24 protein-coding genes are annotated in these 23,965 nt (G+C 33.4%); 5 read left to right on the top strand and 19 right to left on the bottom strand.

Annotated features, from left to right (window positions below; translation table 11 throughout):
• Positions 1-25: 25 nt before the first annotated feature.
• From EMN46_RS16790 to EMN46_RS16830, 9 genes are all read right to left on the bottom strand, one after another.
• Positions 26-739, bottom strand: a complete 714-nt coding sequence (locus EMN46_RS16790) for a prolipoprotein diacylglyceryl transferase (RefSeq protein ID WP_154201979.1) — start codon at positions 737-739, stop codon at positions 26-28.
• A 136-nt stretch (positions 740-875) separates the two neighbouring features.
• A complete protein-coding gene (locus EMN46_RS16795) occupies positions 876-1,343 on the bottom strand; it encodes a hypothetical protein (protein ID WP_154201980.1) in 468 nt (155 codons plus the stop codon).
• A gap of 187 nt (positions 1,344-1,530) precedes the next feature.
• A complete protein-coding gene (locus EMN46_RS16800) occupies positions 1,531-2,061 on the bottom strand; it encodes a hypothetical protein (RefSeq protein WP_154201981.1) in 531 nt (176 codons plus the stop codon).
• Between the two features lie 17 nt (positions 2,062-2,078).
• Positions 2,079-2,294 carry a hypothetical protein gene (locus tag EMN46_RS16805; RefSeq protein ID WP_154201982.1) on the bottom strand — a complete coding sequence of 72 codons (216 nt, stop codon included), beginning with the start codon at positions 2,292-2,294 and terminating at the stop codon, positions 2,079-2,081.
• A 154-nt stretch (positions 2,295-2,448) separates the two neighbouring features.
• A complete protein-coding gene (locus tag EMN46_RS16810) occupies positions 2,449-3,669 on the bottom strand; it encodes a N(5)-(carboxyethyl)ornithine synthase (RefSeq protein WP_154201983.1) in 1,221 nt (406 codons plus the stop codon).
• Positions 3,670-4,048: 379 nt separating this feature from the next.
• The gene (locus EMN46_RS16815) at positions 4,049-6,559 is read right to left on the bottom strand and encodes a DPP IV N-terminal domain-containing protein (protein ID WP_154201984.1); all 2,511 of its coding nucleotides are present in this window, start codon (positions 6,557-6,559) and stop codon (positions 4,049-4,051) included.
• 541 nt (positions 6,560-7,100) lie between these two features.
• Positions 7,101-7,523 carry an OsmC family protein gene (locus EMN46_RS16820; RefSeq protein ID WP_154201985.1) on the bottom strand — a complete coding sequence of 141 codons (423 nt, stop codon included), beginning with the start codon at positions 7,521-7,523 and terminating at the stop codon, positions 7,101-7,103.
• A 99-nt stretch (positions 7,524-7,622) separates the two neighbouring features.
• The gene (locus tag EMN46_RS16825) at positions 7,623-8,189 is read right to left on the bottom strand and encodes a cysteine hydrolase family protein (RefSeq protein WP_154201986.1); all 567 of its coding nucleotides are present in this window, start codon (positions 8,187-8,189) and stop codon (positions 7,623-7,625) included.
• A gap of 29 nt (positions 8,190-8,218) precedes the next feature.
• On the bottom strand, positions 8,219-9,112 hold the full coding sequence (locus tag EMN46_RS16830; RefSeq protein WP_154201987.1) for a LysR family transcriptional regulator: 894 nt from the start codon (positions 9,110-9,112) through the stop codon (positions 8,219-8,221).
• Positions 9,113-9,260: 148 nt separating this feature from the next.
• On the opposite strand from EMN46_RS16830, the gene EMN46_RS16835 reads away from it, so the two are divergent.
• A complete protein-coding gene (locus tag EMN46_RS16835; protein WP_154201988.1) occupies positions 9,261-11,258 on the top strand; it encodes a urocanate hydratase in 1,998 nt (665 codons plus the stop codon).
• A gap of 274 nt (positions 11,259-11,532) precedes the next feature.
• Here EMN46_RS16835 and EMN46_RS16840 read toward each other — a convergent pair whose 3' ends face one another.
• The gene (locus tag EMN46_RS16840; protein WP_154201989.1) at positions 11,533-12,234 is read right to left on the bottom strand and encodes an endonuclease domain-containing protein; all 702 of its coding nucleotides are present in this window, start codon (positions 12,232-12,234) and stop codon (positions 11,533-11,535) included.
• Positions 12,235-12,282: 48 nt separating this feature from the next.
• Here EMN46_RS16840 and EMN46_RS16845 point away from each other — a divergent pair, with 48 nt between their 5' ends.
• Together EMN46_RS16845 and EMN46_RS16850 are read left to right on the top strand one after the other, a co-directional pair.
• A complete protein-coding gene (locus EMN46_RS16845) occupies positions 12,283-12,942 on the top strand; it encodes a transposase (RefSeq protein WP_154201990.1) in 660 nt (219 codons plus the stop codon).
• A gap of 87 nt (positions 12,943-13,029) precedes the next feature.
• Positions 13,030-13,284 carry a hypothetical protein gene (locus EMN46_RS16850; protein WP_154201991.1) on the top strand — a complete coding sequence of 85 codons (255 nt, stop codon included), beginning with the start codon at positions 13,030-13,032 and terminating at the stop codon, positions 13,282-13,284.
• Positions 13,285-13,391: 107 nt separating this feature from the next.
• On the opposite strand, the gene truA is transcribed toward EMN46_RS16850, so the two are convergent.
• The 6 genes from truA to EMN46_RS16880 form a co-directional block, all read right to left on the bottom strand.
• Positions 13,392-14,186 (bottom strand): tRNA pseudouridine(38-40) synthase TruA, encoded by a 795-nt coding sequence (truA, locus tag EMN46_RS16855; protein ID WP_154201992.1) that lies wholly within the window; start codon positions 14,184-14,186, stop codon positions 13,392-13,394.
• A gap of 99 nt (positions 14,187-14,285) precedes the next feature.
• Positions 14,286-14,729, bottom strand: a complete 444-nt coding sequence (locus EMN46_RS16860) for a DMT family transporter (protein ID WP_154201993.1) — start codon at positions 14,727-14,729, stop codon at positions 14,286-14,288.
• Positions 14,730-14,848: 119 nt separating this feature from the next.
• Complete coding sequence (add, locus tag EMN46_RS16865; RefSeq protein ID WP_368667568.1) at positions 14,849-15,904, bottom strand: adenosine deaminase; 1,056 nt, start codon at positions 15,902-15,904, stop codon at positions 14,849-14,851.
• A 555-nt stretch (positions 15,905-16,459) separates the two neighbouring features.
• Complete coding sequence (locus EMN46_RS16870; RefSeq protein ID WP_154201994.1) at positions 16,460-16,906, bottom strand: YhcH/YjgK/YiaL family protein; 447 nt, start codon at positions 16,904-16,906, stop codon at positions 16,460-16,462.
• 577 nt (positions 16,907-17,483) lie between these two features.
• The gene (locus tag EMN46_RS16875) at positions 17,484-17,861 is read right to left on the bottom strand and encodes a hypothetical protein (RefSeq protein WP_154201995.1); all 378 of its coding nucleotides are present in this window, start codon (positions 17,859-17,861) and stop codon (positions 17,484-17,486) included.
• A 309-nt stretch (positions 17,862-18,170) separates the two neighbouring features.
• The gene (locus EMN46_RS16880; protein WP_154201996.1) at positions 18,171-18,875 is read right to left on the bottom strand and encodes an RluA family pseudouridine synthase; all 705 of its coding nucleotides are present in this window, start codon (positions 18,873-18,875) and stop codon (positions 18,171-18,173) included.
• 542 nt (positions 18,876-19,417) lie between these two features.
• Between EMN46_RS16880 and EMN46_RS16885 the strand changes: the two genes are divergently transcribed.
• Both EMN46_RS16885 and EMN46_RS16890 read left to right on the top strand, forming a co-directional pair.
• On the top strand, positions 19,418-19,945 hold the full coding sequence (locus EMN46_RS16885) for a peptidylprolyl isomerase (protein ID WP_154201997.1): 528 nt from the start codon (positions 19,418-19,420) through the stop codon (positions 19,943-19,945).
• A 216-nt stretch (positions 19,946-20,161) separates the two neighbouring features.
• Positions 20,162-21,475, top strand: coding sequence for a dicarboxylate/amino acid:cation symporter (locus EMN46_RS16890; protein WP_154201998.1), 1,314 nt, complete (start codon positions 20,162-20,164; stop codon positions 21,473-21,475).
• Positions 21,476-21,750: 275 nt separating this feature from the next.
• On the opposite strand, the gene hisIE is transcribed toward EMN46_RS16890, so the two are convergent.
• The 3 genes from hisIE to hisA form a co-directional block, all read right to left on the bottom strand.
• Positions 21,751-22,368, bottom strand: a complete 618-nt coding sequence (gene hisIE, locus EMN46_RS16895) for a bifunctional phosphoribosyl-AMP cyclohydrolase/phosphoribosyl-ATP diphosphatase HisIE (RefSeq protein ID WP_154201999.1) — start codon at positions 22,366-22,368, stop codon at positions 21,751-21,753.
• Between the two features lie 105 nt (positions 22,369-22,473).
• Entirely contained in the window at positions 22,474-23,229 is a 756-nt protein-coding gene (hisF, locus tag EMN46_RS16900) for an imidazole glycerol phosphate synthase subunit HisF (RefSeq protein ID WP_154202000.1), read from the bottom strand.
• Between the two features lie 2 nt (positions 23,230-23,231).
• Positions 23,232-23,963, bottom strand: coding sequence for a 1-(5-phosphoribosyl)-5-[(5-phosphoribosylamino)methylideneamino]imidazole-4-carboxamide isomerase (hisA, locus tag EMN46_RS16905; protein WP_154202001.1), 732 nt, complete (start codon positions 23,961-23,963; stop codon positions 23,232-23,234).
• Positions 23,964-23,965 lie beyond the last annotated feature (2 nt).

Raw genomic sequence — 23,965 nt, forward strand, 5'->3', positions numbered from 1 at the left:
CAAATAAAGATAAACATGAAGCTTACTATGATCGGTTTCTATTTTTGTGATAACCCATTGGTCGCCAAAATCTAAAACCAAATTGAAAAAATCTTTGGTGAAATTCATACACCAATTTACACATTTCCACTAAAAGGGTAGTAGAACCAAAAATGATTAGATAGGCTAGGGCTTCGTACAGTTGTGCTGGGTGGCGAGGAATCATATCGACTCTTTTAAATACAAAACCCCAAGGCTTTGTTGTTGGCATGCCTATTATTTCCGAATTCATGAGGTTAGCAAGTCGGATAAAACAGCCGCCCAAGGCCGCTACAACAGCAATAAGGTCGATCGTGTCTATAATTGAATGTTTTGTTTTACGTGCGTATAGAATTATTGCGAAAATTAAGCCTAATGCACCACCATGACTAGCAAGACCTCTATATCCGATAAATTTAAAGCCGCCTTCGGGAGGAAATTCAACGGGTAGAATAGCTTCAAGCGGGTGAGCTAAAAAATAGGAGGGTTGGTAGAACAAACAATGTCCCAATCTGGCTCCAACAAAGATTCCAATTATGGCATATATCCATAGTTTATCAAGATCTTTTTGAGGTATATTTTCCTTTTTAAAAATCCACCCTAGAATAAATGTGCATAGAAGTAAGCCTGTTACAAAAAGCAAACCGTAGTAGCGTATTGAAAAGCCGAATAAATTGACAATTTCAGGATCTATATCCCAGTTGATGAAGTTTAAAATCATAAGGTTTCAAAATGAATTTTGCATGAATTTATGAAAAATAAAATTCTCTATCAATAAACCTCTAAATGAAAAAAATCCTAACCAGAATATTCAAGCTAGGATTCATACAATGAATCTATAGAATTATATCTTCATTTCAGAAGACATATCTAACTGAAAGTGCAAAACCATCGCCCCAAAGTCCTGTGTAGCCAATTAAGTTTAGTGCTGGTTTCCAATCCACACTTAAGTTAATTGGAATTTCGCTAATGTTATATTCTAAACCCACTATACCATCTAATCCTAAAACAGTGTAGTTTTTGTCATCATCACCCCAATGAGCATCATCACCATCCCAAAAACCAAGGTGTGCACCAAAGCCATAATACCAATTAAAACCAGGTTCGTTGAATGCTTTAGCGTGAATCTCGTAAAGGCCTGTAAGGTTTAATCCCTGCCATCTGCTAGATATGATTCCTTCTAAGGCAACATCGTTCTTTATAAAGTGCTTAATCGTTAATCCATTTGCAGAACCAGCTCTAATTCCAATTGCTGTATCGTAATCTTGTGCTTGAGCTAATAAACCCATACTGAATAGACAAGCAATTAATAACAGTTTTTTCATAATTTTCAGTTAATATATGTTGTGATTTAATAATTCTAAAATTACTTAAAATAAACCTCAATACATAAACTATTTGATGATTGAAATATTGTATGAATTCTTTAAAAAGTTTACAAATCTATAAAATGAAAAGATCCCAACATAATAAGTAAGTTGGGATCTTTAAGAAATTTTTTAATCTCTATTTTTAAAATTGTTCAGCCATTTTTACTTTTTCGACAAGAGCTTTTACTTTTGCCTCAGCCTTTTCAATTTTAGATTTCTTTTCTAAGTATTGATCTTCGTTTATAGTACCTTCTTTTTTACTTTTTTCAAGTTTTTCTTTTACTTCCTTAAGTTTTGCTTCGGCATTTGTTATTTTGTCATTTTTACCTTTAAGCGTCTCGTTAAGTTCTTTTAATTTTTCCTCTTTTTTAAGTTTCGCTTTGCCAGTCATTTCTTGACTAAATTCTTTGCCTTTTATGACTTTATCTTTACCATAAGCATTGCCTTTTTCTTCTATATCACTCTTAACATCTTCTTTTTTCTTGTTTAATTTAGCTTCTTTTTTCTTTAGCTCGTCTTTTTTGGCTTCACCTTTTTTTATAAGCGTGTCTTTTTTAGCTTTATAAAGTTTTTCAACTTGAGCTTTCCCATTTGTTTGTAGTTCCTTTTGAGCCTGAACATTGTATGTTGTTAATAGGCAAAAGGATACTAGTATAATAAAATATTTTTTCATTTTAGTTTATTTAGTATTTATAACTCGTCTAATGCTTTGTCAACTTCTTCAGCTGCTTTCTCAACTTCAACTTTAGCGTTCTCTATTTTATTGGTTAGAGAATCAGCTTTACTAACTTCCATTTCTTGATTTTCAACTTTGGGAGCATCAGTTGTTTCCTTCTTTGTTTTGCTTTCAGTACAGCTTACTAAAAACATGGCTGAAACAGCTAAAATCAAAATAATTTTTTTCATAATAAAATGTGTTTTGTACTTATTTACAATAGGTTATTACCTTAAAGGTACGAAAAAATGTTAATTCTAGCTCTAAAAACTTATGTATAAAAGAAAATCCCTATTTACTTTTTGCAAATAGGGATTAGTATATTTTAAATAGGTAAGCTAAAATTTAATTTTGTGATAAGTTTGGATAGCTTTCATTTTTTTGTTGGAAGCTTACCATTTTGGGGTTTTTAATTATTCCACGATTTATTACAAGATGTGGATAGTTTTTATTTCTGTGTTGGAAGGACAATATTTTTGAATTCTGAATGATGCCTTGTTTTATTTCAATTGCCCTTGAAATTGGGGCATTTTTTGCCCAAGTCTTTGGTCCTCCGATAACGATAGGTAGAAAAGGGAGTATAGCTTCTGAAATTTCCCATGATGCAGATTGCCAATAATAACTAGGACTGTGATCGACAGAATAGTAGAATTTACCTTCAGACTCTATTATTGGATGCTTAAAAGTTGTAGGTTTTGCACACCAAAAGCCCATACCTTCGTCGCAGCTGATATCGATAATTAAGGCTCCTTTTTTTAATTTAGCTTCATCTTTTTTAAGAACAAACGTGATGGGATGTTCCGTATTTTGAAGAATACCATTAACAATAATATCCACATCAACCAAAACTTCAGAAAAAGGAAGTGTCGTTCCGTCTGATTCAACAGAACACAATTCACCTGAAGCGTTATTCTTCATTTGTTTGAATGTAATTCCAGGTAATTGATTGCTTACATCAGTTGATACTCTATTGGTATAAATAGTTATGTCTTGAATACCCTGCCCTTGTAAGGCATATATAGCACCTCGGCTAACTGAACCAAAGCTTAGTACAACTGCCTTTCTTGATTTACCATAGTGGCCTGCAACTCCAATAAGACTTAATGCGTGGTTGACACCTGCATAGCCTGCCATTTCGTTATTTTTATAGAAAATATGCATATTTTTGTCACCTGAATTGGTCCAAGTAAACATTTCTTCCCAAGCTATAATAGTTAATTTTCGATCGATTGATATTTGAGTAATTTCTTTTTGTTGCACACAGTGTGTCCAAGCCCATACAATAGTACCTTCTCGTATTTGAGCTAAATCGGACACCAATGGTTTAGGTATAAGTACACAATCAAAACTGTTCAGAATCTCTTTTCTTGGAGCAACTCTTCCTGACGTGAGTTGAGCAATTGTTTGATCATTTACACCAAATTTTAAGCCATAACTTTCTTCAAAAGTCATTTGTTTACGTAGTATCGAAGGAATACGTTCGATATGTTTTGGATGAATTGCAACTCGTTCTTCGTTTTCTTTTAGGGAGCTACCGACGATGCCGACAGTTAAAAGTTCTGACATATTGTGTTTTTTGATTACAGATATAAAAATCTAAATCTGTTTCATATGGTATCTAAACCACACACTTTCGTACATTATCATGACATATATGCATTGTGCATAAAATAAAGAGAAGGGGGGAATTACTATTAAAATCTGCTTTATCTGTCTTTGTGAGGTTGAATCTGAATGTAGAATCACGAAGGTAAGTAAATTATTCTATTTTAAATAGTTATACTTGTTTTATATTTTTTATTGTAAAATAATTATAATTAGTTTTTGTTTTATATTGATAATAAGTCTATTTTTTTATTATTGAACAAAACACATTGGAATTTCATGAAAAATCCCGATTTACTTTGAGTAAATCGGGATTAGAATTTTCCTTGAAATGATGTTATTATTTACGAGGTTTATCTTTTTGCATTTCTACATAATCGGCTGAGGATCTGAAATCGTCCAGCAAATATTTACAGAAATACTCACCACGTACCCAAAAAGAATATTCGCTCATATTTCCGAAGCCATGACGCTGGCCAGGATACATAAAGAAGTCGAATCGCTTGTTAGCTTTAATTAGGGCATTAGCCATTCTAATACTGTTACCAGGATGTACATTATTATCTATATCACCAGTTACAATCATTAGCTTTCCTTTTAGGTTTTTAGCTAAGCTAGGGTTCGTATCAATTTTATATTGGAATGTTGTGTCTCCTTTTTCACTTACAACTTCTTTTACACCATGGTGCGTTTCGCTCCACCAACGGTTATAAATATTGTTATCGTGGTTTCCTGCTGCTGATACAGCTACTTTAAAGAAGTCAGGATAAACCAACATAGCTGCTGTAGACATAAATCCACCACCAGAGTGACCGAAAATACCTACTTTGTTTATGTCGATAAAGCTATATCTGTCAGCCAATTGCTCGATTCCTACTTTTTTGTCTTCCAAACCATAATCTCTAAGGTTACCATAACCGTAGTTGTGATACCATTTTGAACGAGCTGGGTGACCACCTCTGTTACCTATTGTAACAACAATGAATCCTAGTTGAGCCATTCGGTCAGCTCTATCCATACGAGTAGAAAAACTCTTGTAAACAGCCTCGGTTTGAGGTCCTGGATAAACGTAAGTCAAAATTGGATACTTCTTATTCGGATCAAAATCGAATGGCTTATACATCACGCCATAGATATCTGTAATACCGTCGCCAGCTTTAACCTTAAATGTTTCAGGAAATTTATAACCCGTTTCGAATAAACGAGTCAAATCCATTTCTTCAAGTTTCATCAACTTAATTCCTCTAGAATTGTATAGTTCCGATACGGGAGCCGAATCAACTCTTGAAGAATTATTTATGAAATAATGAGTTTGATCATTCATGTTAACCTTGTGATCAAAATCACCTTTATTAAGAAGTTTTAAACCTGTTCCATCAAAGTTTACACGGTAAAGGTGTGAGTAATAAGGATCTTCACCTTTTTCACGAGCATTAGCAGTGAAATAAAGTACTCTATTCTTTTCATCAACGCCTTGTATTTTATCACAATGCCAAGCTCCTGATGTGATTTGATTCTTCAGTTTTCCAGCTTTGTCGTAAAGATAGAAATGTGCCCAACCATCACGTTCAGACCAATGAATCATCTCATTCCCATTATTGACCAATGCAAATGGAGCTTCTCCTTCTATATAAGTGTTTAATCGTTCTTCGATAAGGATATTTACTTCACCAGTTGTGGTGTTTGCTGTACAAATATCTACACGTTTTAAATCTCGGCTAGAGCGTTTGAAATATAGCAAGTTGCTGCCTTCATTTATCCATTTCGAAAATTTCACATCATCAGCTGCGTTACGTTTTTTTCTAGGAGCTCTCAAAATTGAAATAGTCTGGTCTTTAAACGCATTGGCTTTAACTTTTACGGGTTCTTTGGTTTCCCAATCAAAAACGATAAGTTCTGTTTGTGCAATTTCTTTGTCGCCAGGCATTGCGTATTTATAACTTTCAAGAGTTGGACGTCCTTCAGCTACTGAGTTAATTACCCATAAGTCTTTCACTTCACGTTCGTCTTCACGAGTTAAAGCAAATTTCTTTGAGTCAGATGAGAAACATACATAAGCTTCTTTTCTATCATCAATTTCTTTCTTTTTTTCTCTGTTGGTTTTACCGTATGAATTATCACCATAGCAATAATGCTCAACACCGTCTTTTGTTAGTTGATGTTCAACAATGGTCGAATCCTTTTCATTTTTCTGTACTTTCTCGTAATTCTCAGCATCCATCCACCATAGGTTATACTGTTTTGCAAAAATTACATATTCTTGGTTAGGAGCAACCGATGCCCATTTTTTTTGTTCCAATTGTTTTTCGAAGTCATCAAGAAGATTCAGCGTTTTTGAAGCTAATGTGTATTCAAAATGCCATACTTTGTCTACCATTTTCTTTTTAGCGTCCTTTTCCTTTTCATCATCTTTCTTTTCTTCCTGACTGTCGCCATCTTCATCCTTTTCTTCTTCCTCTACAAGTTTACTTTTTACTTGAAACTGAAGTGTTTTTTCTTTATTGATGAATTTAAGTTTGCTGATGTACATGTGTTGTGCATCAAAAGGATCGCCAGTAAGACGACTCATATCTGAAGCCATTTTTACAGCATCGAATAATTTACTTTTTGTATTCTTTACAGGATCTACAAGGTAGTAGAAGGTGCCTTCTGAATTGCGGTAAGTGTACCAGAATTTTTCGCCACTTTTTAACCAGTTTGGTCGAACTTCTGATGAGAATACGATATTTTTTAATCGGTTTGGCGAAAATTTAGCCGCCAACTCGAAATTTGCCTTTGTTACAGGTGTTTCTTGTGCAAAGACACCAAATCCTATCATGATTAATAGGAGTGTGAATAGGTTTTTTTTCATGTGTATGAAATTTGATTTTTAGTTGCCACATGGAAGTCGCCTGAATAGTCATTGTCTTTTGTTCAGAAAGAATTACTAACGGCTCGTTTCATGTTTATTGGTTTATTGAGTTGTCCAATCTCCCTTAAAGTGAGAGATTCTTATTTAAGACCTCTAAAATAAGCAACTCGTTGGCATAAGCATGAATAAAAATTCAATTTTCGATAAGAAATGGAATTGACGGGATGTAATTGAATAAAAAGGAATAGAACTGAGAGTTGATTTTTTAGGAACAACTAATTTGTAGCTATTTTCTAATTTTGATTTCTTTCGTACGGAACACTAAAGTGCTTTATAATAAAATATCTCTGTGTTTGTATTGAAAGACTTTAATAAGGAGTTTGTCAAACAAATTATTGAATCCTTTTTTGAATATATATTGAGTCCTCAATTTTAGAACAGGACCTTAGCATTTTGGGAGTATGATCTGATTTTAAAGCAAAAATGAAGCTTTAGAGATTATCTTAAGCTTCATTTTTAAATCATATTTTCTTGTTACGAATTACAAAATATTTTCTCCGTTAAGAAAGAGATTGTACTTGATTGTTACTGATTCTTGCAGTGTTATTGATACTGAGCAATATTTCTCGAAACTTAAAGCAGCAGCTTTAATTACTTTATCAGCAGGAATATCACCTTCCAAGGAGATGTTTAAATGTATAGATTTAAATGGTTTAGCACCTTCAGTAGCTTCAGTTTCACCTTGAACATCTACCTTATATGAAGTGACAACCTGGCGTTGTTTCTTTAGAATATGAACAATGTCGATGGCAGAACAACCGCCTACACCCATAAGTAACATTTCCATAGGACTTGTTCCTTGTACATTTTCAACTGTTGAATTATCCATTAATACCGGAACACCACTTGCTCCTTTAGCTTCCATTAGGAAATGGTCGTTTATTATTTCAATATTTACTTTCATCTTTTTATAATTTTATATTCTTGTCATGTGGGACTTGCCTATAATAACTCTTTTTTTTAGTGAGTTATTATATAGGTCCGTTTTATAGTTTCACGTATCTTAAATTGATTTAAGAAGTTGTGTAGTATTCATTATTGTGGCGAATTCATCCTTTAAATTACTCAGTGAAATTTGATGAATAATCTCAGAAGCGTACTTTTCTCCATGTAAACCAATACGATCAAAAGTCGCTGTAGCATCTTCTATTACAATCGTTTCGTAACCATAGTTGCCAGCCATACGTGTTGTGGTTGATATGCAATGGTTTGTTGTTAATCCAATAATAACTAGGTGTGTAATGCCTTTATTGTCAAGCTGTTCTTTAAGATTTGTACCTATGAAACCGCTATTTACATTTTTGATAATAACAGGTTCTCCATCTATCGGTTTAACCTGATCGCATATCTCGAAACCAGCGTGAGATTGATGTAGTAGAGATTTTGGATCTTGTGAACTATGAATAATATGGTAGACAGGTAGGTTTAAACTACGCCACTTAGATAGTATTTGTGCAGCTTTCTCTTCCGTATCCTTATTATTTCGATTACCACCCCAATAGGCTTCATCTTCAAAGCCTTTCTGAAGATCGATTAATAAAAGGGCAGGCTTGTTTTCTCTTAGTCTCATTATTGTGAATTTAGGAATTTAAATTTAAACTAATTCTTTTCAGGAACGAGTGTATTGATCAGACTATTAAGTACTGGGTTAATATTCATGTTGTTCCAAACGACTTGTAGGGTAGTTCGTTGAGGAATATTATTCAATTCTATAAATTTGATATTCATATTGTAGCCCAACTTAAGTGATGTGGGAACAATGGCTACTCCAAATTTTTTCTCTACCAAGCGAAATATCGAACTGGCATTAACCGTTTGATGCGATATGATAGGTGAAAAATGACTATGATCGAAAATTTGCATCACCTTTTCGTGGTACGATTCGTTAAAGGATGACTCGAAAAGAATAAATGCTTCTTCTTTAAATTGAGATAAACTTTCAAAATTGCTCTCATCTAAAGGATGATCTTTGGGTAGTACAAGTGAAAACGTATCTTCAAAAATAGATTGAGCATTAATGCCACGAGGTACACGTCCCATTCTTACAAAGCCAACATCAATTTCTCTATTTAGTAAAGCCTGAATTTGTTTTTCGTTATCCATCTCGTTTAAACTAAACAGAACTTGTGGGTGTTTGCTTTTATATTTTAAAAGTAAATCTGGAATAACGTTTTGCATAGCCGAGCCCACAAAGCCAAGTTTAAGATTACCATCCAAGCCATCATTCAATAGTTTAGCGTGTTCAGTGATATCATCTAATTGTTTAAAGACATCTTTTATCTCCTTTTGAAGATAGATGCCCGCTTTTGTTAATTCAACTTTTCTGTTGTGACGTTCAAAAAGACAAATGCCTAAATCTTCCTCCATCTGTTTAATCTGACGACTTAAACCTGGTTGTGAGATATATAAACGTTCTGCAGCCTTTCTAAAATGTAAATCCTTAGCTAGAGCAAGGAAGTATCTATAATGCCTTAACTCAATTTGATTACTCATAGTTATTAAATATTGACAAAACTGATCTTGTTAGGTATCAAAACTAAGGATATCTTTGTAATAATAAAATTTTAAAGACTTACCTTTTTAAGTAAAAGTGCTTTTTAAGGATAAAAATATTTAGTTTGAATCATTAAATTGAAAGTTTATGACATTCCAAGAACAAATTTTACAAGGAATTCCATCGGAATTACCTGCTAAGAAGGCTTATCCAAAGGATGCTAACAGAGCTCCAATAAGAAAAGATATTCTTTCAGTTGAGGAGAAGCAATTAGCAATCCGCAATGCACTTCGTTATTTTCCAAAGCCTTGGCATAAGGAATTGGCAAGTGAATTTGCTCAAGAATTATTAGATTTTGGTCGTATTTATATGTACCGATTCAAACCTGAATATAAAATTTACGCTCGTCCAATTCAAGAGTATCCTGCTAAATCGTTGCAGGCTGCAGGTATTATGATGATGATGCAAAACAACCTGAATCCTGCAGTTGCCCAACATCCTGAAGAGTTGATTACTTACGGTGGTAATGGTGCTGTGTTTCAAAACTGGGCGCAATACTTGCTTACGATGAGGTATTTAGCGATAATGACTGATGAGCAAACCTTAAACTTATACTCAGGCCACCCTATGGGCCTTTTTCCATCGCACCCAGGAGCGCCTAGAGTCGTTGTTACCAATGGCTTAGTTATACCTAACTATTCTAAGGCTGACGATTGGGAGAAATTTAATGCTTTAGGCGTTTCTCAATATGGGCAAATGACTGCGGGTTCTTTTATGTACATTGGCCCACAAGGTATTGTTCATGGAACAACGATTACAGTGATGAATGCATTCCGTAAAATTTTGAAAAAGGGTGAAACGCCTGCTGGAAAAATATTTTTAACTTCTGGTTTAGGTGGCATGAGTGGTGCTCAGCCAAAAGCGGGAAATATTGCTGGATGTATTTCAATTGTAGCCGAGGTAAATGCTAAGGCCGCAACGAAACGTTACGATCAAGGTTGGGTTGACGTATTGATTAATAACATGGATGATTTAATTGTTCGTGTAAAACAAGCTCAAGAAAATAAGGAAGTGGTTTCTATTGCCTTTATTGGTAATATCGTTGATGTTTGGGAGCGTTTCGATAAGGAGAATATCTATATCCACATTGGTTCTGACCAAACTTCGCTACATATTCCATGGACTGGTGGTTACTATCCAGTTGATACATCTTATGAAGAGTCTAATCATTTAATCAGTGAAAACCCTGATGAATTTAAAGAGAAAGTACAAGCTTCACTTCGTCGTCATGTCGCTTCAATAAATAAGCACACTGCAAAAGGAACTTATTTCTTCGATTATGGAAATGCTTTCCTATTACAATCGTCTCGTGCTGGTGCTGATATTATGGCTGAGAATGGTATCGATTTCAGATATAAATCATACGTTCAGGATATTGTAGGTCCTATGTGTTTCGACTATGGTTTTGGTCCATTCCGTTGGGTTTGTGCATCGGGTAAACCTGAAGATTTGGATATGACTGATGAGATTGCAATGCAAGTTCTTCAAGAAATTAAAGAGAATTCTCCAAAGGAGATTCAATTGCAGATGCAAGATAATATTACTTGGATTAAAGGTGCAAAACAAAATAAATTAGTTGTTGGTTCTCAGGCTCGTATCTTATATGCCGATGCTGAAGGACGTGCTAAAATTGCTGAAGGTTTCAATAATGCGATTGCTGCTGGTAAAATTGGACCTGTTGTATTAGGGCGTGATCATCACGATGTAAGTGGTACAGATTCACCATTCCGTGAGACATCGAATATTTATGATGGTTCTAAGTTCACAGCCGATATGTCTATTCAAAATGTAATTGGAGATAGTTTTAGAGGTGCAACTTGGGTATCAATCCACAATGGTGGTGGTGTAGGATGGGGTGAAGTGATGAACGGTGGTTTTGGTATGTTACTTGACGGAACTCCAGAAGCTGATGCGCGTCTTAAAAGCATGTTGTTCTACGATGTAAATAATGGTATTGCACGTCGTTCATGGGCCAGAAACGATGGAGCTATATTTACTGCCGAACGCGAAATGGCACGTCGCCCAGACCTAAAGGTAACATTACCTAATTTGGTTGATGATAATTTATTGACTGATCTTTTCTAAAAATTAGTTTTAGCATAAAATAGTGAAATGGGTTCAGATAAGTTCTGAACCCATTTTTTATGCAAAAAAAATGGACGCTGATTAAAGATGATTTATAATGATGAAAATAAATTGTTCTCTAAATACAACAAAATTGTATTTTTGTTTTCGGACTAAAAATGCCCCTAATGTTATTTCTAAAGCTTTTTTGGGGACGCTATTTTATAATTCAATCTGATTTGTAATTTTGGTTGATTTTTCCTCTTCAGAATTTTAAGAACTATTGGAGTTTTATTTATTCAATCCACTTTTTAATTTCAGCCATGATAAAACCCGTATTTTCATTCACATCTTTTCCTGTATATCTCAACACTTGAAATCCTAATTCCTGAAGTTTACGGTCAATTCTTTTGTCTCGTTGAGCTTGTTCCTCAGTTCTTTCGTGATAGGTGTGTCCATCAGTATAAACACATAATTTCACATCTTTTTTCTCAATATAAAAATCAGCAACAGTTAGAACTTCTTTAAAATTATTCTTTGGATTATTATATGATTTTCCCTCTATCGATATTTTTTCTCCTTTCCAATTGAGAGGATATTGAGCCTCAAATCGGATGTATTCTTCATTTAACGCAATAAATAATTTTCTTTCGAGTGGACTTTGTAAATCAAAAAGACAAGTCAAGCAGTTATTTGTTAATTGATATTTACAATTTTGGCAGAGCTTATCCTCAGCGTAATGTTTGTCAAGAATATTAGCATTTTCAATGCTTATGTTCATTTTTTCAGCTGTTGATGTCGTTTCTATTATATTTGAAATGGCGTCACGAAATTTTGTCAATTCCTTTAAATCGCAATGGATTGTTTTTTTCCAACTTTGTCCTTTTTCGGAAACAGAAACAAGGTATTCTGTAATCTCAATAGTCTCTGAATCCGTACCTCTATATCTCCGTGATACTTTTTTTATTTTCTCTATTTCAATTGGTATTCGGGCCATTATTAAAATTTCTATTTCGTTTATTTTCAACGTATGTTATAAACAATAATGATATTATTTTTTACTAATAAGCAAAGCTATGATTTCTATTTAAATAACAATGCACTTGATTTGTTTATTTTAAGTACTTATTGCCTTGTTTTCATTGCGGGGCGTGAATGTATTTTGGGTGAGATTGTTGATGGTAAAATGATTTTATCGGAATATGGTGAAATCGTTGAAAGGGAAATAAAAAAAATACCAGAATACCATAAACGTGTCATTATGAATGTTTGGACTGTTATGCCCAATCATATACATCTTATTGTTTCATTGGGTGATTATGGTTTTGATAATGGAATGTTGGTGATTGATAACGAAATGGAAACTGATGCCAATATCGTAAAGAAAATTCATGAATTTTCTCTGCAAGACAAACAACAATCAAAACAACAAAAATGGTGGCTCGATCCATTATACCAACCAAATATCGATGAAATAAAACAATATCGTAAAGAACGTAGAAGAATGATAATCCCTAAAATAATGGGGAAATTCAAACAGCAAACATCAAAACAAATTAATTGTGTACAAAACACATCAGGCATAAAAAATTGGCAAGCCAATTATCATGATCACATCATACGTAATGATGGCGAATACCAACGGATAAAGAAATATATTATCAATAATCCCAAAAATTGGAAGGATGATAAATTCAGGATGTAATAAACAAGAATAGATTATTGCTGAATATTGGGTGAAATTGTTGAAAGGGAAATAAAAAAAATACCAAAATACCATAAACGTGTCATTATGAATGTTTGGTCTGTTATGCCCAACCATATACATCTTATTGTTTCATTGGGTGACTATGGTTTCGACAATGGGATATCGACGATTGATAATGATGCCAATACCGTAAAGAAAATTCATGAATTTTCTCTGCAAGGCAAACAACAACAACAACAACCAACACAACAAAAATGGTGGATCGATCCATTATACCAACCCAACATCGATGAAATAAAACACTACAGTAAAGAACGTAGGAAAATAGATTTCTGTTAAATTTCAGGATTATAAGGCTGATCTTTTTATAATTTGGACATCAATCATATTTGTATCATAAAAATCTGCGCCTAATTACGTTATGCTTGTTAATTTTTAGGCTAAAATTATTCTAGACCAGTGCATAATATTTTAACCTGATTATATGAATCATCCAGTTTTAAAAAAGGATATTCAATTTTGCTGAGAAAAAGCCCATTGGGATGTGCAGGGTGTTTTTCTTTATAATCCATTTCCTGCTTCAAAATTGCACTAAACTCATCCAACGTTATTTTACCACGACCTACTTCCAACAAAAAGAAAACGCAAATTCGAATCATGCCTCGTAGAAAGCGATTACTGGTGATAGTGAATCGCATGCGTCCTTGTTCCTCGTTAATAAACAACTCACAATTACTTATTTGGCACAAGGTATTCTTGTATAAGTCTGGTTGCTTGCAAAGCGCTCTAAAATCTTTGGTTTCAAGAATAAGAGCTGCAGCTTTTTTCATCAAATCAAAGTCAACTTCCAAATCTTCATAAAGTGAACTGTTAGGGAAAAGTATTGGGGTTTTGTTCCAATGAATAAAATAGTCGTAGGTGCGTGCTACGGCATCATAACGACAATGTCGATCTTGATTTACTTCGAATATCTCAAAAACTGCGATACTAGTGGGTAAATTTTTATTCAGTAGAAATTTTAGATCGAATTGGGGAGCTTCATCTAGATAGATTTGAATGACGTATTGACTAGCGTGAACACCAGCATCGGTACGGCCGCAACCATATACGCTCACACTTTTCTTACATATTCGCGTGAGTGCTCGCTCTATAATTTCTTGAATCGTGTTTCTAGTGTTCTTTTGTCTCTGCCAGCCACTGTATTTGCTACCATCGAATCCTAAGTGTATGAAATAATGCATTTGTAGATATTAAAAAGCAAATTTAGTTATTGTAAATAGGTTATGACCTAAATAAGTATGATAGTTGTTATCTTTTTTGATCAGTGCTAAAAAGTTGTATTAGAATTTTTGAATCAGTAAAATACCTGCAAAAATTAAAAGAACACCTGCAATACGAGCCCAATTTACAGGTTGTACCGGTACGCCAAACATACCAAAATGATCTAGAGCCAATGAGAAAATCATTTGTCCGGCTATTATTAGACCAAAACTAAGAGCAGCTCCCAATCGAGGAACTAGAAAAATGATGGATGTTACATAAATACAGCCCAGAAGACCACCTATCCAAGCGTATGCAGGAGCCTCTTTAATAGCTAGCATAATATTATTGGGAGTACGAATTCCTATAATCACGATAAGTAAAATAAAGAAACCCACAATAAAGTTAACAAGTGCCGCCATAACTGGTGCTTTTAAAAAAGTACCCAGTTTTGCATTAATACTTGCTTGTATAGGTAATAAACAGCCAGCTACAAGAGCTAATATCATTAAGAAATATCTCATGAGTTATTTTAAAATTGCATACAAAAGTATAAGAATATTGTATTATTGCACAAAATAGTCCGACCAATTGATCGGACTATTTTGATAGATTTTGTGCTTTGTATTTTGCAGACCTGTGATTAAATATAATCTCTATGGATTTCTAAACCTTTTTCTCTGAGTTCTTGACTGACTTTTTTAAGTAGTTTTACTTTCTGATTTAAAGGTAAAAAGGCTGATTTAAAACCGTTTGTGATTAAATATTTAATCTCTTTAGGACTGAAATTAAATTCTTTTATCGCCAACATATATTCGTCAGTGAGTGTTGTTTTAGATATTAATCGGTTATCTGTATTTATGGTAACTCTTAATCCCATATCAAAATAAAATCTTATAGGATGACGTGAGTATGATTCAATTGCTTTAGTTTGAAGGTTCGAAGTGATACACATTTCAAGTGGAATACGATGATCGTTGACATAGTTGAGCAAATCGCCATCTTCTTTTAATCTTGTGCCATGTCCAATTCTATTGGCTCTAACATGGTGCAGAGCTTGGTGTATTGACTCAGGACCGTATGCTTCACCGGCGTGTACTGTGGTGTTAATATTGTTATTTATAATAAGATAAAATGCTTCTTTATGATCTTTTGCAGGGAAATTTCGTTCTGCACCAGCTAAGTCGAAACCTACAACACCGTAGTTTTTATAGGCCACGCAAAGTTCGGCTAGTATATTGGTTGTTTCAGGACTTAAATGACGTAACCCGCAAATTATAATACCAATAGTGATATTGAAATCTTTTTCAGCTCTGCTTTTACCATCCAATACGGCATCAACAACCTTGCTTAAGGATAAGCCTCCATTTACATGAAGAATAGGGGAGAATCGAATTTCTAAATACCTGATGTTTTCTTCGGCACAATCTTCAGCCAACTCGTAGGTAGCTCGTTCTAAAGCGCCTTTGGTTTGGAGAACAGAGCACGTAATATCAAATGGACGTAGGTATTCTGTTAAGCTCTTACAATTCTTACCAACTTCTAATATTTTTTTTAATTTTTCAGGATCTTTTTCGGGTAATTCAATCTCATTTTTGTTGGCAAGATCAATAATGGTTTCAACTCGCATTGATCCATCTAAGTGGCAATGAAGTTCAGCTTTTGGTAAGCTTTTTATAAATTCTCGTGTAAGTTCCACCTTAATATTATTTCGTTAATAGAGAGCTGCATGTTTTGATAGGTAAAATGCCTTGCGTATAAGGGTATTACCAATAATAGCTTAGTAATTATCTTAAAATTTTTACAAAGATATCACTAAATTTTTAAATGCTGATAATGATATTTTTTGGGATGAAAGAAGTTTTGAAGATTTAGTAGAAATTTTAGCCAAGAACATTTCGTGAATTTCATTGCGGCTTGGTGTCATTATAAATGTTTGGTCTGTTATACACAATCATATACATCTTGTTGTTTCGTTGGGCGATTATTTTTTTGATAATGGAATATTGGAGATTAATATCTATGCCGTAAACGATAATGGTATTGATATCAATATTGTAAAGAAAATTCATGAATTTTCTCAGCAACAACAACAATGACAAATCAATCCCGTAAAGAACGCAGTATAATGATAATCTCTGTCTAAAAATAGATACCTAACTTATCTATAGATTTAGAAATATACAGATACTAAAAAAGCCAGGATGTTAAAAGAAACGATCCTGACCTATTTATATAATAACCTTGTTGAAAATTAACAGAGGATTTTAATAACTAGCTTTTTCACTTTTGAGCTTTCTTTATTTTGAATGCAAGGGCGATGAAGATCGGAAGGGAATAAGATTGCAAAATCTCCTTGTGAAAGCTCAACCTGGGTGGACTCATTTGGATAGAAAGCAACATCTTTTTCCTTGTATACTGTATGAGGAACTTGTCCTTTTAGAATATCTATACCCATCAATTCGGTTCCTGATATAACGTACTGAATGTCGATGTGTTTAAAATGACTTTCGAGTCTACAATCTTCAGGTTTTTTTGAGTTATATTCTTGAACTAATGCAAATACAAATTCGCCATCAATTTCATATTTCCCTATGTTGGTATTTTCTAAATCGGTATTGTTGATGTATGCAAGCGCTTTCGCTATTCGATCACTTAATCCTGTGTAAAGGTGAGAATTTTCAATTTTATCTATTACCATGTTATTTGTTTTGTTCAAAGGTCGAAATAATATTTATATTTTATTCGTTTTAAGCATATTTTGTTTAATTGTATTTTTATTGTTGTCTAACAATAATTATTGAAGGGCTTGGGATGGGAAAATATTAATTCAGGTTAATAAATTTTGTAAATCGAGCTGTATCGTTCATTTTTAGAGGGTGTTGTGGGTTGTTTACGAAGTTTTAATTCTGATATTTTGAAATATATCTTCACTTCCAAAATAGACATAGTTTGAATTAATTTTTAATTCTTAGTCTAGTTTTTTTTTATTATGTTTTCATGTGGTGTAGCACAAATTATTTATGGATACAATAAAGCTTTGATTTGGTAAGTAGATCGTTATACTATAATCGGTTTTTCGATAGGTAATTCCAATTATGTGGAGTGTATAGGTGATTAATATTCTTGCAATTATCATTAATTGTCAGGAAGTAATAACCATAATGTGTTTTATAGTATTAATGGATTGTTTTTTTTAAAAATTGATAATCCATAAAAAATTGTAGTATAAATTGAAAGATCCCTACAATTTATTGAAATATAGAATTGTTTTATAGTTAGTATCTAATTTGGTTTAACCATTCTAATGCGGCTTCTTTTGTTGAGAAAAGATTGAATTTGAAATTCGCAGACCTTTTTAACCCTTTGTAAAACATCGAAGTAGCCGTTGAATTAGGATCGGTTACAATAATAGCTTCTGTTATTGAGTTGTAATTTTCTAGAGTTCTTTCATTTTCGATAGTTATGGTTTGTAAATCGAGAATGGATACGTTGAAGAAAGATTGCCTTGTATCTGTTATGATTTTTAGATCACGAGGGTATGTTTTATTATTTTTTGTAGACTCAATGTAATCTAAAGCGTCTTGAATTTTTAGTTCTCCTTCAAATCTAGATTCTAGGATACCTGTCTGTTGGTTAAACTCTGATACAACCATTTCCCTCTATTTTAATTCACTTTTAACTCATATCTAAGGAATGAATTTCATATAAAGAATTAATCCTAATCCGATTTCTTGTTTTTTATCGGTTGATTTTTTTTACATTACCTTCCATTATTAAATGTAATTTACAACCAATTCAGTTATAATTACTTGGTGATAAAATCAATGATTTTCTCTTTATGTTGAACAAAAGGTAGGAATAAATATCTAAATAGAATGTACAATATCGATAAATAAATAACCCAAGTCACAAGCGTGAATTGGGTTATCATTTGTTAATAACTAAAATGTGTTGTGATTTCTTTATTTTATGAGTTGTTTGAAATAACTAGGTGTGCTGGCTTCAAAGGTCATTTCTTTATTAGTATGTGGGTGTCTGATTGTTAATTTGGCTGAATGAAGGGCAAGGCGTTTTATGCCTACACTTTTTTCGCCATAAACCTTGTCTCCAGCAACAGGACAACCTTGTTCATAAAAATGGACCCGAATCTGATTTTTTCGACCTGTAAATAAATGAATATCAATTAAGCTGAATCGTTCAGACTCCTTAATTACCTTATAACCTGTTTTTGCAAATTTACCCTTGTCTGCATTTCTAACCGAAAATACACGATGAATACTATTTTCGGCCAAATAGGAAGTTATAATGCCTTCTTTTTCACGCATTTTACCTTCTACTACTGCCACATATTTTTTGCTAAAGCTTTGCCATTCATCCTGAAGGAAGAATTTTGCTTTCTCTGTTTTTGCAAAAACTAGGAGACCAGATGTGTCTTTGTCTAAACGATGTATAATAAAAACTCTATTTTTAGATTTTAAACTTCCTTTTTTCACGTACTTAGTTAATATGAAATAGGCTGTTTTTTCTCTTTCACGGGCACTAGCCATGGTCAATAGTCCACTAATCTTATTTACGACAATAATATCCTGATCTTCGTAAAGAATGGTAAGCCCTTTGGGTTGGTGTTTCGTCGATGGTTTTTTAGTTTTTTTCTTAATTTCTTCCATTATGGGTATTTGATCGCTGACTTTTTTTGTTGTAATGTTATCTTTTACAAAGATTGCTTATTCAGTTTAATATTTACAAGAATGATTGATGGAATTTTTAATAATAAGGTCGAGAAAGGCTAAATTGAATGAGTATAAATAAAATCAATTGAAATATTGGAGAAAATATTTTGTAAAATGTTTTAGGATAAGAGATAATATGTGGGATAGAGTTACGGAAATCGAAAAAGGGAATTGTTATTGTTTCGAGAATTTTGACTTGCTTTTTAAATGTAGTATTCGTTATAATACAACTAGTAAATTGCAGCATACAAGCTGTGAGGTTCGGTTTAAATTTATAATTATCAAGATTGGCAAAAGAAATTTAGTTTATAAAAACTAGGTAAATCTATCATCAGATTATTGTTCATTTCGAGAGTATATCTGGATTTTGTGTTAATAAAGTCTTAATAATAGACCAAAAACTCTTTTTTTTATTTGTCAGGCAAAATAAAAAGCTTTTCTTTGTGCAAAAATTTATCAATTATTAAAAGATTTAAGTTATGACTATTGCTAAAGATAAAGTTGTATCAGTTATATATGAGCTAAGAACTGAGCTTGATGGTAAGATTGTTGAGAAAGCAGTTGCTGAAACTCCATTAACATTTCATTGTGGTGCTGGACAAATGTTAGAAAAATTCGAAACAAATCTTATGGGATTATCTGTAGGTTCTGCTTTCGATTTCAAGTTGGCTACAGAAGAAGCTTATGGTGCTGCTTCAGAAGAGGCTGTTATTGATTTACCAAAGAACATCTTCGAAGTAGAAGGTGAGTTTGATGCTGAAGTAATTAAAGTAGGAAACGTTGTTCCTATGCAAGATAATTCAGGTCGTCGTATGAACGGTATCGTACTTGAGCTTGGTGAAGAAACTATTAAAATGGACTTTAATCACCCATTAGCTGGTGACGATTTGTTCTTTAAAGGTGAAGTTATTGAAGTTCGTGATGCAACTAAAGAAGAAATGGATGCTCTTAAAGCTGAAGCTAACGGATGTGCTCCTGGTGGATGTGGTAACGGATGTTCTTGCTAGTTCGTTAAGAAATAATAGAGTTTTTACTCTATAAAGATATAAGCCCGGAAGTCACTGACTTTCGGGCTTTCTTTTGCCTAAATTTAAATAAGATACTGGTTGGATTTGATTTTTGAAGGACTTAACGACATATGACATAGATTCTCATAATTTTTAATTCATCATTCTAAAAAAGTAAATTATTGTATATTTAAACCTTAATAAAAAAAATAGAATATGACAAAGAAGAAGATGCCACTCTATGTAAAAATATTAATTGGTATGGGATTAGGCGCAATTGCTGGTCTTGTTGCAGTTCAATTTGGTTGGGATGAGTTTACTTATAATTGGATAAAGCCTTGGGGAGCTATTTTTCTTAATCTTCTTAAACTGATTGCTGTTCCATTGATTTTTGTGTCGTTGGTTAAAGGTATTTCTAGTCTTTCTAATATAACTAAGCTTTCTCGTATTGGATTCAAGACGATTTCTCTATATGTGATTTCAACTGTAATTGCAGTGACTTCGGGTTTAATATTAGTGAATACAATTCAACCTGGTAATACTTTTCCCGAAGAAAAGAAGATCGAACTTCAAGAAAAATACCATAGCACGGTAGATATTAAAAAGGATCAAGCGGCACAAGTTAAAGATGAATCGCCACTTCGATTTATAGTCGATATGGTTCCTTCTAACTTTTTTGCAGCAGCCAGCGATAATACTAAGATGTTGCAGATTATCTTCTTTGCCATTCTTTTTGGAATTGCAATGGTCTTATTGGAGAAGAAGCAGGTTGCTGTGGTTCGAGATTTTTTTGATGGGATAGATGCTATTATTCTTAAGATTATCGATTTGATAATGGCTTTTGCACCCTATGGTGTCTTTGCTCTTATAGCAGGTTTAATTGTAGATTTCTCTGGCGATATTGATTTGTTTGCCGCTTTAGGTTTATATGCTATTACAGTTATTTTGGGTTTATTGGTGATGATTTTTATAATCTATCCGCTTTTCTTGCGTTTGTTTACACCTATTTCGTATCGTGATTTTTATAAAAAGATTAGCCCAGCTCAACTTTTAGCTTTTTCAACCTCTTCGTCAGCAGCAACTCTTCCAGTTACGCTTGATAGAGCTGAAAATCATTTGGGAATTGCCAACGAAGTTGCGAGTTTTGTTTTACCTGTAGGTGTAACTATTAATATGGATGGAACAAGTTGTTATCAAGCCATAGCTGCAGTATTTATAGCACAAGTTTTTGGAGTACCTTTAGATATTTACGATCAATTATTGATTGTGATGACTGCCACTTTGTCTTCTATTGGAACGCCTGGAATACCCGGAGGAAGTATTGTTATGTTGATTATTGTTCTCTCATCGGTAGGTATACCCATTGAAGGTCTTGCATTGATTTTGGGTATCGATAGACCTTTGGATATGTTGCGAACAGTCGTGAATGTAACTGGCGATACAACCGTCGCTGCAATTGTTGCCCAATCTGAAGGCAAATTGAACTACAATCCTAAACTTGTTCCACAAACCGTTGAGGTGAAAAAGTAGGAGATAAGCCTTTAAAATTATAAATTTAGGACTTTAAATAAATAAACCTGACAAGCATGTTCTACATTAGAGTAGACATATTTGTCAAGTTTTTTTTATACTAGTATAATTACGAAATCACTTTTAATCAACGTCAGAAATTTATTTATTCTTGTTGTCTATTTATATTGCAAAATAAAGATTCGACGCAGATTTTAATGATAAGAATATGATTGAAATAAAAACATCATAATGAGATCATTTTTGATCAGCGTCATGATTCTATTCGTTTGGTATTACTTGTGTCTATTTACTAAAACGTCAACAACCTCTTCAAGTTTATAATTTTTAGCAGATAATAGAACTAAATAGTGAAACATTAAATCTGCTGCTTCGCCCATAAATAGATCCTTATCATCGTCTTTGGCTTCAATGACTAATTCAACAGCTTCTTCACCAACTTTTTGAGCAACTTTGTTTATGCCTTTTTTAAACAGACTTGCTGTGTATGATTTATCCGACAGATTTTTCTTTCTTTCTTCAATAACATCCTGCAATTCCAATAGAAAGTCAATATTTGTTCTTCTATTTGTGTCGCCCCAACATGTATCGGTTCCTTTGTGACAAACTGGTCCAACAGGATTAACCTTAATAAGTAAGCTGTCTTGGTCACAATCTAAACTCATACTAACAAAGTTTAGAAAGTTGCCGCTAGTTTCTCCCTTGGTCCATAAACGTTCTTTACCACGAGAATAAAAGCATACGCGTTTTTCTTCAAGAGTTTTCTCTAAGGATTCTTTGTTCACATAACCTAACATCAAAACTTTTTGAGTTTGAACATCTTGAATAATGGCAGGAGCTAGTCCATTGCCTTTTTTAAAATCTATTTGATTGATTAATTCTGTATAATTCATAATTGGATTTATTTTTTATTCTTTACGTGATTTTAATTGTGAACAAGCAAATTAAATGTGCCATTAAAATCTCACACATTTACTTTTTCACTCTTTCTCTTTTGTTTATAATCTGACAGGAATATTCTTCTCCTTTAAAAATTGCTTGAGTTCATGAATTTCTATCTCCTTATAGTGAAATACACTGGCTGCTAATGCAGCATCGGCTTTACCATTAACGAATGTGTCTGCAAAATCTTGCATGTTTCCAGCACCTCCCGAAGCAATTAGAGGAATGTTAATCATCTGCGAAATTTCAGCAAGTGCTTCATTGGCAAATCCATTTTTTGTTCCATCGTGATTCATCGATGTAAATAAAATCTCGCCAGCACCACGTTTTTCAGCTTCCTTTAGCCAATCGAAAAGCATAATACCTGTTGGTATTCGTCCGCCATTTAAATAAACTTCCCAACCTTTTTCAGTTTCACGTGCATCTACAGCTAAAACGACGCATTGTGAGCCAAATCGATTGGCAAGTTCAGTAATTAATTCTGGATTTCTTACCGCTGATGAGTTAATGGCAATTTTATCTGCTCCAGCTTTTAAAACTTGAGCAACATCTTCGCTGCTACTGATTCCGCCACCAACGGTGAAAGGAATATTTAGAACTTGAGCCACTTTCCCAACCATATCGAGTAGGGTTTTACGTTTTTCGTGAGTCGCAGTGATATCTAAAAAAACCAATTCATCTGCACCTTTTTCTGCATAAGCTTTAGCCAACTCAACAGGATCGCCAGCATCTTTCAGGTCTACAAAGTTGATGCCTTTTACGGTGCGACCATCTTTAATATCCAAGCATGGAATAATTCGTTTTGCTAGCATGGCTATTTTATAAATTCGTTAACTAAATCTTCTACTTTAATTCTATTTTCGTAGATAGCCTTTCCAATAATAACTCCAGTGCAATTTTTTTGGTTTAAAGCTCTAACATCTTCTATGCAAGAAACGCCACCACTAGCAATAAGCTCAATTTCTGGAAATTGTTTCAATATAGATTTATAAAGCTCAATTGCAGGACCTTGTAACATGCCATCTTTCGAAATATCAGTGCAAATTACTCTTCTGATTCCTTTTTTCATATACTTTTTAAGAAAAGCGAAGAGTTCAATACCTGAATCTTTTTCCCATCCAGAGGTGGCAATAAAGCCATTTTTAACATCGGCACCCAAAATAATTTGTTCTGGACCATATTTTTCTAAACAAATATCAAAAAGTTCAGGATCTGATACGGCTAAACTGCCCAGTGTAATTTGGTCAGCTCCCGATTTAAATGCTAAATCAATATCGTCCTTAGATTTTAATCCGCCACCAAAATCTATTTTAAGATTTGTGTTTTTACTTATTTCATTTAAAACAGGTGCATTGCAAATATGTTTTGATCTGGCACCCTCCAAATCGACTAAGTGTAATAGTTTGATACCTGCTTTCTCAAATGCTTTCGCCACATTTAAAGGATTGGAATCGTATATAATTTTCGTATCGTAATCTCCCTTACTCAACCGTACACATTGGCCTCCAATGGTATCGATAGCTGGAATAATTTCTATATTTGTCATCC

Origin of the sequence: Ancylomarina sp. 16SWW S1-10-2, from assembly GCF_009669305.1 — a bacterium.
Lineage (GTDB): Bacteria > Bacteroidota > Bacteroidia > Bacteroidales > Marinifilaceae > Ancylomarina.

Excerpts from the sequence above, each read along its gene's own strand:
- EMN46_RS16790 (WP_154201979.1), bottom strand. The coding sequence starts at position 739 with ATGATTTTAAACTTCATCAACTGGGATATAGATCCTGAAATTGTCAAT.
- EMN46_RS16795 (WP_154201980.1), bottom strand. The coding sequence starts at position 1,343 with ATGAAAAAACTGTTATTAATTGCTTGTCTATTCAGTATGGGTTTATTA.
- EMN46_RS16800 (WP_154201981.1), bottom strand. The coding sequence starts at position 2,061 with ATGAAAAAATATTTTATTATACTAGTATCCTTTTGCCTATTAACAACA.
- EMN46_RS16805 (WP_154201982.1), bottom strand. The coding sequence starts at position 2,294 with ATGAAAAAAATTATTTTGATTTTAGCTGTTTCAGCCATGTTTTTAGTA.
- EMN46_RS16810 (WP_154201983.1), bottom strand. The coding sequence starts at position 3,669 with ATGTCAGAACTTTTAACTGTCGGCATCGTCGGTAGCTCCCTAAAAGAA.
- EMN46_RS16815 (WP_154201984.1), bottom strand. The coding sequence starts at position 6,559 with ATGAAAAAAAACCTATTCACACTCCTATTAATCATGATAGGATTTGGT.
- EMN46_RS16820 (WP_154201985.1), bottom strand. The coding sequence starts at position 7,523 with ATGAAAGTAAATATTGAAATAATAAACGACCATTTCCTAATGGAAGCT.
- EMN46_RS16825 (WP_154201986.1), bottom strand. The coding sequence starts at position 8,189 with ATGAGACTAAGAGAAAACAAGCCTGCCCTTTTATTAATCGATCTTCAG.
- EMN46_RS16830 (WP_154201987.1), bottom strand. The coding sequence starts at position 9,112 with ATGAGTAATCAAATTGAGTTAAGGCATTATAGATACTTCCTTGCTCTA.
- EMN46_RS16835 (WP_154201988.1), top strand. The coding sequence starts at position 9,261 with ATGACATTCCAAGAACAAATTTTACAAGGAATTCCATCGGAATTACCT.
- EMN46_RS16840 (WP_154201989.1), bottom strand. The coding sequence starts at position 12,234 with ATGGCCCGAATACCAATTGAAATAGAGAAAATAAAAAAAGTATCACGG.
- EMN46_RS16845 (WP_154201990.1), top strand. The coding sequence starts at position 12,283 with ATGATATTATTTTTTACTAATAAGCAAAGCTATGATTTCTATTTAAAT.
- EMN46_RS16850 (WP_154201991.1), top strand. The coding sequence starts at position 13,030 with ATGAATGTTTGGTCTGTTATGCCCAACCATATACATCTTATTGTTTCA.
- truA (WP_154201992.1), bottom strand. The coding sequence starts at position 14,186 with ATGCATTATTTCATACACTTAGGATTCGATGGTAGCAAATACAGTGGC.
- EMN46_RS16860 (WP_154201993.1), bottom strand. The coding sequence starts at position 14,729 with ATGAGATATTTCTTAATGATATTAGCTCTTGTAGCTGGCTGTTTATTA.
- EMN46_RS16870 (WP_154201994.1), bottom strand. The coding sequence starts at position 16,906 with ATGGTAATAGATAAAATTGAAAATTCTCACCTTTACACAGGATTAAGT.
- EMN46_RS16875 (WP_154201995.1), bottom strand. The coding sequence starts at position 17,861 with ATGGTTGTATCAGAGTTTAACCAACAGACAGGTATCCTAGAATCTAGA.
- EMN46_RS16880 (WP_154201996.1), bottom strand. The coding sequence starts at position 18,875 with ATGGAAGAAATTAAGAAAAAAACTAAAAAACCATCGACGAAACACCAA.
- EMN46_RS16885 (WP_154201997.1), top strand. The coding sequence starts at position 19,418 with ATGACTATTGCTAAAGATAAAGTTGTATCAGTTATATATGAGCTAAGA.
- EMN46_RS16890 (WP_154201998.1), top strand. The coding sequence starts at position 20,162 with ATGACAAAGAAGAAGATGCCACTCTATGTAAAAATATTAATTGGTATG.
- hisIE (WP_154201999.1), bottom strand. The coding sequence starts at position 22,368 with ATGAATTATACAGAATTAATCAATCAAATAGATTTTAAAAAAGGCAAT.
- hisF (WP_154202000.1), bottom strand. The coding sequence starts at position 23,229 with ATGCTAGCAAAACGAATTATTCCATGCTTGGATATTAAAGATGGTCGC.
- hisA (WP_154202001.1), bottom strand. The coding sequence starts at position 23,963 with ATGACAAATATAGAAATTATTCCAGCTATCGATACCATTGGAGGCCAA.